Here is a 6938-nt window from a genome sequence, read left to right on the forward strand (position 1 = left end):
TGCAGGTGTTACACTTAACCACGAGCCCCTCCATTTTGAATTTCTCATGCAAAACTAACTTTATATAGGAGGGGAAATAATTGAGAAATGAACAAGAAATGATGGATCTTATAATAAACATTGCCAAGGAAGATGAACGTATTCGAGCAGTCTATATGAATGGTTCAAGAACAAACCCTAATGTACCAAAAGATATTTTTCAGGATTATGATGTTGTTTATGTTGTGACAGAAACAACTTCTTTTATAGAAGATAAGACATGGATTAATGCTTTTGGAGATTTAATAATGATGCAAGAACCTGACAAAAATGATTTTGGCAGTCAAATTGATTTGGATTTCACTAGGTCTTATGGTTTTTTAATGCTTTTTACAGATGGAAATCGCATAGACCTTCGTATCCAAACAAAAGAAGTCATGTTTGAAGAGTATGAAAAAGATAAGCTCACTCTTCCCTTAATTGACAAAGATAATCTTTTGCCAGCAATCCCTTATCCTACCGATAGTGATTACCATGTCAAAAAGCCGTCCAAAGGTGAATACGATAGTTTTACAAATAATTTCTGGTGGTGTTTACAAAACGTTGTAAAAGGAATTTGGCGTGATGAACTCCCATATGCAAAACTAATGTTTGAATATACGACAAGAGATTCTTTAGATAAAATGGTCAGTTGGTGGATTGGGATACAAGAAGATTTTCAAGTTTCACCAGGAAAATTAGGGAAATTTTTTAAGGAATATCTTCCAGAATCATATTGGAAAATGTACAAAGAAACTTATTCTAATTCTGTTTATACAAATATGTGGGAATCAATATTTGTTACTTGTGAATTATTTAGAATCTTATCTAAAGATGTGGCTGAACATTTTAATTTCACATATCCACTTGATGATGATAGAAACATGACTGAATACCTTAAACATGTTAGAAATTTACCTTTTGATGCAAAGGAAATATTCTAAGAAGATGGATGCACTCTACAAATTTAGTAGGGTGCTTATTCAATTATCGGGCGCTTTAATGGAAGTAACTATAGCCTAATTTCTCACTTATACTATTGAGAAATTAGGTTTGTTTATTATTCATGTTTCCTTATCGTTGTAAATCCGCATTTTCCTGACGCTACCCCTCTATAATGTTAGAAACGTCATGACCGTCTATTTGAGGTTATGGCGTCTTGTTCTCCATTAGATTTTAATAAACTTTGAATTATAGACTAGTTTAAGAACCCGAAGGACACCTTTTTAGCCACTTTTAGCTATCATTCTAAAAAGTCTATAAAACGTTCGTTTTATAGACGATTAAAAAGTTATTTCACCCACGGTTCACGTTCACATTGATTCACTTGTGTTCATACGGGTATGATTTAAGGTGAATCGTGTAAGGAGGTCGAAACAATGAAAACATTAGAAGGTATGTTGGAACAAATCACCGATGATAATCATCATGCGTTTATTGATATGGGTTGTGAAGGAAAAGAGATTTTTTGGAAAGACGAAGATTAATCATATCGGAACCATTCTTTAAAAACTTTTTTACTATCAAAAATCGAGTGAATCATATTAATCTTTGAGTATCAATGGTTTTCACTGGTTATAGTCATGACCTTTGGCATGGAGTGGGCAAACAAAAAACGCCCCGCTAATGCAGGACGTTGAATCATTTAGCTGCCTATTGGCGAATTAAGCCACATGATAAAATATATGATCATCCAGCCAACTACGCCCTGGAGCGGAAGTGTGACCAGCCATGCAATATACCAGTGTTTAACACCTACTATAGATGGTTTGATCATTGCACACACCACGAAAGCCGTGAACAAAATAAAGATGAAACCTAGAAATAACGACATGATAAAACTCTCCTTTTTTATGTGTAACCGCCCCAGAAGTGGAGCGGTTTTATTGCTGTTATTCCATATCTTCAAAATGTTTTTTTATCATTGTCCATTCTACTAGAGCTGTAGTTGTGAAGTCGTCACCTTCTTCAATTATTTCAACTGCGTTATTTAATATGTTTTCGTTTAATACTTGTGAGTCCAGAGCCGTCCATATCTCTAATACGGCTTGGTTTCTTTTGTGTACACCAGCGCTAAAGTTTTCGATAACGGTATCAAATTTTTCTTTTTGCTCATCCTCAAACGCATGGTGTCCCTCGTATTCGGTCAATCTGAGCCAAAGAGAATCATATAAAACTTCTAATTTGTCCATAGCTTCTAGCAACTCGTTATCTCCTGCCAAATCGTTGCTTATATCGCTCCATATATTCGTCCACTGTTCTTCCCAAAAGAAATCAAAATCAGTAATCGCATTATCCATGAATGGCTTCACGTCGTCATTGAACGCCCGTAACGCCTCTTGTTGCTCTTTTGATAGTTCTGTCTCTTGTTCGTCTTTATCGCCCGCCTGTGTCTCTTGTGTCGCTTCTTCTTGTTCGTCTTTATCTGGCGCAAAAGAAGCGCCAATTGCCAAGCTAACTACCATGATAGATAATGATATAGCTGTTATTTTTAATCGACTTAACTTGAACAAAGTCGGCTTAATTAATCCCACAATTAACACTAAAATCATAATAAAAAAGATGCTAAAAAATAAATCTGTCATTCTAAAAACTCTCCCTTTTTCTTGGTCTTCTCTCTAGCTGCCATAAGCAACAAATGATAACATAAGAAGTGGCACACCAACTATAAAAAGTTTTAACCATTCTTTCCAATTAAAGGGGCGTTTTTTTGCATTTAACTAGGTCATGGTCAATCCCTAGAATCATTCCATTATATCCCATATAAGAGTTCCCATATTTATAGAATTGTAGCTACTTTTTTTTGACAAAATCCCTTCATACCAACGTTTATTCGCTTTACTATACAAAAAGTTCCCAAGCACTCTATACTGGGAACTAGGAGCCGATATCTTGGGCGAAGTTCGGGTTTGGTTTTAGCGTCGCAGACCACACACTTATAGAAGTATGGAACCCGGAAGTGGAATTGAACATGGCAATTCATATATAAAGGATGTGTTAGGAGCAATTGGAGTCACAAATATAGAAAGCATTTTAGCCGAAGGGCTGGCTTCTGAACCAGAAAAAGGTAAACAAGCTGCAATAAAACAAGCTTTAGAAGTTGCTGCAAACCTAAAACTATAAAAAAACGAGTTCAACATAGACAAATCAGTTGATAATTCTAGTCTTAACGCTAATATAAAGGTTTAATATAAATAAACTATTCTTATTTGTGGGAAAATAAATATAATCTCTAAAAAAAGGTGACGATTGATATGTATATAATTGAAAACCCTGAAGTAGAAGAAGTATTCAATAAATATCCAGAATCCATGCGTCAAAAATTAATGTTCCTTAGAAAGCTTGTTCTAGATACAGCATCAGAAATAGAAGGTGTAAACAACGTTGAAGAAACATTAAAATGGGGAGAACCAAGCTATCTCACAAAAAGTGGGAGTACTATCAGAATGAATTTGAAAAAATCAAATCCAGATCAATATGCGATGTATTTTGTTTGTAATACCAACTTGGTAGAAATATTCAAAGAACTTTATAGAGAAAATTTTAAATTTGAAGGCAATAGAGCTATCATATTTAATAAAAATGATGAAGTACCCGTTAATGAGTTGAAAGATTGTATTTCGTTGGCTCTCACATATCACAGAAGAAAACATCTTCCAATGTTGGGCGTACTATAAAAACAATACTATCAATCACATCAATCCAACGATAGTAAAACTAGGTTCTCATTTGAGTAGAGAGTCATTTTCCAACGATGAAAATAATAGTTTGTAAAGTTTAGGAAGTATGCAAAACAAATACTATTTTTATTTCCTTTTTCCTGGTAGAAGGGAAGATTATCGGGAAGTGTCCACGGTAAATGTCTGACTGGAGCGAGAGTGGAAGGAATTTAAGGAGTGGATACGTGCGCATGATATACACCCTCTTGGTTTCTTCCAATGCACTGAATGTAGGTGAGTTGGTGTCTCTTAGAGATTTGATTGAAGAATTTCCACATGCTCATACATTTCGAGCGAACCTTATGTTATTTGGTGAGGTGTTGAAAGAAATGGAATTGGATTGGTGGGATATTGCGAATCTTGGTCCAAACCAACCTAATTATAATGCTAAAGTGCTTGATCTTTTAGAAGTACAGTATAAAACAAAGACATATTTTAGTGAAGATACAGAAATCTCATATCATGAATATTGGAAATTGGTAGATGATGAAACAGTATCAATTAACACCCCTACGTCCCTCGTGTGGCATTTTTATTTTGATTGGGACATTAATGGATTTATTTAGTTCTTTAGTAGAAAACTATCTAAAAATGCAGGAAGACCTTATAAAATAGCTCGTGTGATTAGAAAAGAATTTGAATAGCTATAGGTTAGGCAAACATGCCTAGCCTTTTTTGTGTTTAGAATGAGTATATAAAACGGTCGCTTTGTAGACTGATTGGACACTATTAATATATCCTCTATTCTGGTTTAATGGAATAAGCAATTGATTAAAAAGAGAAGATTTGAAATAATCGGTATTAGAGGAATTAATTAAATAAAAAAGTTTGAAAAATAAGGGGGATGAAAAATGAAAAACGTTTTTTTATTCAGTAAACTATTTTTAGTCACACTTTTAATCGTAAGTATCTTTACACCAAAGGTAATATTTGCATCAAATGAAGGGGAGAATTCAAAATCAATCGAAGAGATTGAACTAGATATCTTAAATATGGAAGACATTCAAGATGAACCCGATCCAATAGGTAATGAGCACGAGTATGCGAGGGGAAAAAGCCCTGCAATAACCGTACTAGATAACGGTCTAATCGTTGCTATTAAAGAGCTAGATGGAATTCTTTCTTACCAATTAGGAGAGTTCAAATATGAAAAAATATGGTGGACATCACCTATTAACTACGATGCAGGAGAAGAACCGTCTATTACTACCCTTCCTAGTGGAGATGATGTAATGGTTGTTAATCAGGTTTTCAACAACGACACGGATGAATATGATATTTATTACACTACAGGTCAATTTGAAAACGGTGATATGAATTGGAGTGAGAGATCTAAGTATACGGATGGAGCGGGAAGTAAACCTTCTATAACCACTGTTGATGACTCGGTCGTAATGGTTAGAGAATACGGCACAGAACTTCATTATAGTGTAGGAGTGATCGGTGAAACAGATGTAAACTGGACATTAAAAGGTAAGTATGGTGAAGGACATTCTCCTTCTATCACTACACTTGATAATGGAGATCTATTAGCGTTACATGTGGAAGAAAATGCTTCTATGTACACGATGGGTGAAATAGCAAGGCTTGGAATGGTTTGGACTCCTTCGAAAGAATGGCATCATACATACAGTTATGACCCTGCTGCGGTACAACTACAGAACGGAAAGATAATAGCAGCAATGGAATATGACTTTTTAGAAGGTAACCGCAATTTATCGTGGATAAGGATGGGTGATGTAAATCATTCTACTTTCGAAATTAATTGGGCTGATATGTGGACAAATCATCTTAATGGAAGTAAAAACGATTTAGCTCTATTAAAAGATGGGTATACGGTACTAAATGTCCGTCAAGGTATTAATGATAATGTTCTTTGGTATAGTTTAGGAAAGCAAACTTTACCTCATCTTATGGAATGGAACTGACAGTAGATGTGGATTTGAAAGAAAGTCGTACCGTTTATAAAAAAGTTGCGATGTTTTGAAAAAAGTTTAACCGTTTTAGAAGGGGAATTTTAGGGAACGTTGCTGTAGAAAGGTTTATGAAAACTTTTGATCAAACTTTTTTATAAAAATTGTATACTAATCCACGTTTGATATAATGAAAAAAAGGTGGTAAATAAAATGAAACCGTTTTCTATATTTTTTGTCTGTATCCTACTATCGATAGGAATATCCAGTCATGTGTCTGGTGCTAGTGTAAAAGATTCCAATGTAGGAATGGAAATACTAACGAGCGTAGATAGAGAGGTAACGTTTAGTATGGATATAGAAGGTTGGCAGGACAGTCCAATAATAGAGAATGATGTACATGTGGCGCATATGAGTATTTTTAGAGAAACACTTCCAATCGGTAACTATAATTTTTTTATAGCGTATTTTAAGGTTGATCCTTATACAAATGAGTTAGTAAACGAAATATCATTTAAATTAGATGTTTATAATCAAGTTGGATTTCCAACTAGAATATTGGGCTTTCAAAAATTATTAGATTATTTTATAAAAGATGGATATGCAGTTACTGAGGACTATGTGAAAGTTGACTTTTATGATGCAAATTGGCGACTTCATGTACGTAGGCCCGGACACATTTATGATGGAATAGTGGATTTTTCTGTAGATTTAGATCCAGATGAACGAGATTTAACAATAAAACTGAATTCTACAACTCCTTGACACATCTATGATTTTATAAAAAAGAAAGGGTGTGCAGGACCATTTGCACATCTTTTTTTAATGGAGGTCAAGTCGATGAAATGGTTAAAAATAGTGATCCCTTTATTTGTGCTATTGTTCATTTCCAGTATCGTTGCTGTTTATTATTTTAATGATAAAGGGAACGAAGAAACTCAAACCGTAGATGATACCGTACATCCAAATTCGGGAGAAGGAACAAATACACTAGGAATAGGATTATTTGATACAGAAGGAGATATCATTGACTCCGGATCAATGCTAACGGCTGCTAATGGGTACTTAGAATATACGGTATCATTCGATAGTTTTATTGATTCAGCGAGAGAATATGCATTAGTTGCTTTAGTTGATTTAGAGCAAGTGCCCTTTACGGTGGATGGGGAAAGTTATGATAAATATTTCTTCAATATGGATGCGAATAGCACGATAGATATTGATACAATTATTGCCGTAGATGAGAGTAATAGTGAGGTATCTTATCTAATATTCAAAGAACCAAATA

8 protein-coding genes are annotated in these 6938 nt (G+C 34.4%); 7 read left to right on the forward strand and 1 reads right to left on the reverse strand.

What is annotated here, in order from left to right; all coding sequences use genetic code 11:
• Window positions 1–80: 80 nt before the first annotated feature.
• Window positions 81–962 carry an aminoglycoside 6-adenylyltransferase gene (locus tag AB1471_RS15470; protein ID WP_367780664.1) on the forward strand — a complete coding sequence of 294 codons (882 nt, stop codon included), beginning with the start codon at window positions 81–83 and terminating at the stop codon, window positions 960–962.
• A gap of 948 nt (window positions 963–1910) precedes the next feature.
• Here the strand turns inward: AB1471_RS15470 and AB1471_RS15475 are convergent.
• Window positions 1911–2603: a hypothetical protein gene (locus tag AB1471_RS15475; RefSeq protein WP_367780665.1), complete on the reverse strand. Its 693-nt coding sequence runs from the start codon at window positions 2601–2603 to the stop codon at window positions 1911–1913.
• Between the two features lie 361 nt (window positions 2604–2964).
• On the opposite strand from AB1471_RS15475, the gene AB1471_RS15480 reads away from it, so the two are divergent.
• The 6 genes from AB1471_RS15480 to AB1471_RS15505 form a co-directional block, all read left to right on the forward strand.
• A complete protein-coding gene (locus AB1471_RS15480; protein ID WP_367780666.1) occupies window positions 2965–3141 on the forward strand; it encodes an NADPH-dependent FMN reductase family protein in 177 nt (58 codons plus the stop codon).
• Window positions 3142–3272: 131 nt separating this feature from the next.
• Complete coding sequence (locus AB1471_RS15485) at window positions 3273–3695, forward strand: DUF1801 domain-containing protein (protein WP_367780667.1); 423 nt, start codon at window positions 3273–3275, stop codon at window positions 3693–3695.
• 227 nt (window positions 3696–3922) lie between these two features.
• Entirely contained in the window at window positions 3923–4303 is a 381-nt protein-coding gene (locus AB1471_RS15490; protein WP_367780668.1) for a hypothetical protein, read from the forward strand.
• A 285-nt stretch (window positions 4304–4588) separates the two neighbouring features.
• Window positions 4589–5665, forward strand: a complete 1077-nt coding sequence (locus tag AB1471_RS15495) for a hypothetical protein (RefSeq protein ID WP_367780669.1) — start codon at window positions 4589–4591, stop codon at window positions 5663–5665.
• 198 nt (window positions 5666–5863) lie between these two features.
• Window positions 5864–6415: a hypothetical protein gene (locus tag AB1471_RS15500; protein ID WP_367780670.1), complete on the forward strand. Its 552-nt coding sequence runs from the start codon at window positions 5864–5866 to the stop codon at window positions 6413–6415.
• A 75-nt stretch (window positions 6416–6490) separates the two neighbouring features.
• A partial coding sequence (locus tag AB1471_RS15505) for a hypothetical protein (protein ID WP_367780671.1) occupies window positions 6491–6938 on the forward strand: 448 nt, incomplete at its 3' end.

This window comes from Jeotgalibacillus marinus (assembly GCF_040801915.1).
Classification (GTDB): domain Bacteria; phylum Bacillota; class Bacilli; order Bacillales; family Jeotgalibacillaceae; genus Jeotgalibacillus; species Jeotgalibacillus marinus.

What these genes read in the sequence shown, in the direction of transcription:
- AB1471_RS15475 (WP_367780665.1), bottom strand. Translation starts at nt 2,603, where the DNA reads ATGACAGATTTATTTTTTAGCATCTTTTTTATTATGATTTTAGTGTTA.
- AB1471_RS15480 (WP_367780666.1), top strand. Translation starts at nt 2,965, where the DNA reads ATGGAACCCGGAAGTGGAATTGAACATGGCAATTCATATATAAAGGAT.
- AB1471_RS15485 (WP_367780667.1), top strand. Translation starts at nt 3,273, where the DNA reads ATGTATATAATTGAAAACCCTGAAGTAGAAGAAGTATTCAATAAATAT.
- AB1471_RS15495 (WP_367780669.1), top strand. Translation starts at nt 4,589, where the DNA reads ATGAAAAACGTTTTTTTATTCAGTAAACTATTTTTAGTCACACTTTTA.
- AB1471_RS15500 (WP_367780670.1), top strand. Translation starts at nt 5,864, where the DNA reads ATGAAACCGTTTTCTATATTTTTTGTCTGTATCCTACTATCGATAGGA.